A 3,940-nucleotide genomic window follows, 5' to 3' on the forward strand; every position below is an offset into this window, starting at 1 on the left:
CACCTCCTCCAACCCAACACCCGAAACACCCGACACATCCACACGACACACACACCCCGCCACATCCACCACCCCCGACGGCAACACCTCCAAACCCCAACCCAAACCCCAACCAGAACCCCCCACACCCTCAACACCGTCAACAACCCGCAGCCGCAAACCGTCATGCCGATCGAGAACCGACCGCACCACCGCGACCAGCCCCTCCACCGACAACCCCACCGGCGCACCCACCAACATCGACTGCGAGAACCCACCCAACGGACCACCCCGCTCCCGCACCTGATGCATCACCGGCGTCAACGGCACCACACCCACACCAGCACCCTCAGCCTCAACCACCACCGAACCCGCCGACACACCCACCACCGACGCAAGACCCGCCACCGTCCTACGCTCAAACACATCACGCGGCGAAAAAACCAACCCGACACCCCGCGCACGCGCCACCAGCTGAATCGACAAAATACTGTCACCACCCAGCTCAAAGAACCCGTCATCAACCGACACCGACTCCACACCCAAAACCCCGGCAAACAACCCGCACAACACCTCCTCATGCGGTGTTCGGGGAGCCCGCCCAAAAGCGCCCGCCATGTATTCCGGCACCGGCAGCGCATACCGGTCCAACTTTCCGTTCGGCGTCAACGGCAGAGCGTCGAGCGTGACAAAAGCCGACGGCACCATGTAATCCGGCAACCGCCCCGCCACGAACTCACGCAGCCCAGCCGTATCCGCATCGGCGGTGTCCGCGCCTGCCTCCGGCACGACGTACGCCACCAGGCGCCTGTTGCCAGGGCGGTCTTCCCGTACGACGACGGCAACCTGGCTCACCTGCTCGTGGCCGGCCAGAACGGCTTCGATCTCGCCGGGCTCGATACGGAAACCGCGTATCTTCACCTGCGCGTCCGCCCGGCCCACGAACTCCAGCACCCCGCCCGCGGTCCAGCGCACCACATCCCCGGTCCGATACATCCGCGAACCAGCCACCACCCCGAACGGATCCGCGACAAACCGCTCAGCCGTCAGACCCGCACGACCCACATAACCCCGAGCCAACTGCGCACCCGCGATATACAACTCACCCGCAACACCCACCGGAACCGGCGACAAACCCGCATCCAACACATACACCCGGGCATTCCCGAGCGGCCGTCCGATCGGCGGCGGCTGGTCCTCGGGCCTGATGTCCCTGTCCAGCTCGACGGCCGTGGTGATGACAGTAGCCTCGGTCGGACCGTAGGTGTTCCACATGCGTGCGCCGGCCGTCCACCGGCTCGCCAGGTCCGCCGTCAGCAGTTCGGCGCCAAGGACCCAGTTCCCCACACCGGACACGGCCCGAGGGTCGAGTACACCGAGCAGTGAAGGAACGACGCTGGCCACGTTCACGCCGGACTGCTTGATCATCTCGGCCAGTGCCTCCGGCTCCGACCGCTCCGCGGTCGACGCGATCGCGAGGGTCGCGCCGGCCGCGAGGGTGACGGCTACGTCCAGCACGGACGCGTCGAAGCTGAAGGAGGCGAACTGCAAGGCCACTGCGCCTTCGTGGACGCCGAGTACCGGCCGCATCACTTCTGCCAGGTTGGCCACGCCTCGGTGGGGAATGGCGACACCCTTCGGGCGCCCGGTCGAACCCGACGTGTAAATCACGTAGGCAAGCTGGTCCGGGTCAGCGGCGACACGGGGCACGCCGGGCCCGCGTGCATCGCCGCCGTCGAATTCGTCGAGCAGCAGAACGTGCACCGAATCCAGCGGCACGTCCTTCACGGTGTCGGGTGTTCCCAGCACCGCCACCGCGCCGCTGTCGGCCACCATGTAGCCGAGGCGCTCCGCCGGGTACTCCGGGTCCAGCGGTACGTACGCACCGCCCACACGCCACACTGCGAGGAGCGCCACAACCATGTCCACGCCACGCGGAAGGCACAGGCCGACCAGACGCTCCCGGTCCACCCCTAGCCCGATCAGCTTCTCCGCGAGTCGATCCACTCGCGCATCGAGCTGGGCGTAGGTGAGCTCGATGCCGCCGCCGATCACGGCAGCAGCGTCAGGGATGCGTGCCACCTGTGCCTGGAAGAGCTCGGGCACCGTCGCGTTCGGAACCTCGTGGACAGTGTCGTTCCACGCGGTCAGGATCTGTTCGCGCTCATCCGCACCGAGCACGTCGATCTCACGGATGGTGCGATCGGGCTCGGCGACGGCCGTCCCGAGTACGCGCACCAGGCGGTCCGCGAGGCTCCGGACGGTCTCCGCCGTCAACAGGTCGGTCCGGTATTCCAGCTGTCCCAGCAGCCCGGCGGGGGTGCCGTCCGCGTCGTGGACCTCCCCCAGGCTGACGGACAGGTCGAACTTCGCCGCCGCAGTGTGCAGGGGTTCCGGTGTGGCCTGGATGCCGGGCAGGTCGAGGTCGGGCTGGGCGTTGTTATGGAAGGTGAGCATGACCTGGAAGAGGGGATGGCGGGCCATGGAACGGGCCGGGTTGAGGACCTCCACCAGCCGCTCGAACGGTACGTCCTGGTGCGCGAAGGCAGCCAGATCGGCCTCCCGGACCCGTTCGACAATCTCGCGGAACGTCGGATCACCGGCCACGTCGGTCCGCAGGACCAGCGTGTTCAGGAAGCATCCGACGAGCTCGTCGAGGGCGTCGTCGGTGCGTCCCGCGATCGGGGTCCCGATCGGGATGTCGTCGCCGGCTCCCATCTTCGACAGCAACACCGCCAGCGCGGCCTGCACCGTCATGAACACACTCGCACCACACGAACGGGACAGCTCCACCAGACGGGCATGCACGTCCGCCGGAACACACACGTCCACGGAAGCTCCCTCCCGGGAGGCGACCGCCGGACGCGGGAAGTCCACCGGCAACTCCAGCTGCTCAGGAACACCCGACAGGACCTCCTGCCAGAAAGCCACCTGGCCGGCGATCACACTCTCCGGGTCATCCTCGTCACCCAGGACCTCGCGCTGCCACAACGTGTAGTCCGCGTACTGCACCCGAAGCGCGTCCCACACCGGAGCCGCACCCTGACACCGGGCCGCGTACGCCTCCGACAGATCCTTCGCCAGAGGCGCCATCGACCAGCCATCAGCCGCAATGTGATGGACCACCATCACCAGAACCCACTCATCGACCGAGTCCACGTCGAGCAGCGTCACCCGCCACGGCAGATCACGCTCCAGATCGAAACCGGTACCCGCAATGCCGGCCACCCTCGCAGCCACCTCATCCGAGGACACCGACTCGACACTGACCTCGGGAGCACCCGCGCCAGGCTCCAGGACAAGCTGGCTCGGCTGGCCGTCGGCATCCTGCGGGAACACGGTCCGCAGGCTCTCGTGCCGGCCGGCCACATCCGCCAGCGCCGCCTGCAGCGCCTCCACGTCCAGGACCCCGCTCAGGCGCAGGGCAAGCGGGATGTTGTACGTCGCGGAGACGCCTTCCAGCTGGCCCAGGAACCACAGCCGGCGCTGCGCGAACGAGACCGGGAGGACCTCCGGCCGGACGCGCTCACCCAACGGCTCCCGGACCCGACCACCCTCGTCGAGCCGGTCGATCAGGCCGACAACGGTCGGCTCCTCGAACAGCGACCGGATGCTCACCTCGATCCCGAGTACGGAACGGATCCGGCTCACCAGGCGGGTCGCCAGCAGCGAATGCCCACCCAGGTCGAAGAAGCTGTCGTCGATCGACACCGAATCCACGCCGAGGACCTCGGCGAACAGCCCGCACAGAATCTCCTCCCGCGGTGTGCGGGGAGCCCGTCCGGACGCGTTCGATGTGTACTCGGGGGCCGGCAGGGCGCGCCGGTCCAGCTTGCCGTTCGGCGTCAACGGCAGGGCGTCGAGCGTGACGAACGCCGAGGGCACCATGTACTCAGGCAACCGGTCCCCTACGAATCCGCGCAGTACGGCCGTGTCGACAGCGCCACCGTCGGATGCCGCC

Annotated in this window: 1 protein-coding gene; it reads right to left on the reverse strand. The window is 67.8% G+C overall.

All coding sequences use genetic code 11. The features are described 5' to 3' along the window. On the reverse strand, positions 1 to 3,867 hold a 3,867-nt coding region (locus tag ACFVYE_RS47125), incomplete at its 3' end, for an amino acid adenylation domain-containing protein (protein ID WP_389609742.1). Positions 3,868 to 3,940: the final 73 nt, after the last annotated feature.

The organism is Streptomyces sp. NPDC058239 (assembly GCF_042882185.1).
Classification (GTDB): Bacteria; Actinomycetota; Actinomycetes; order Streptomycetales; family Streptomycetaceae; genus Streptomyces.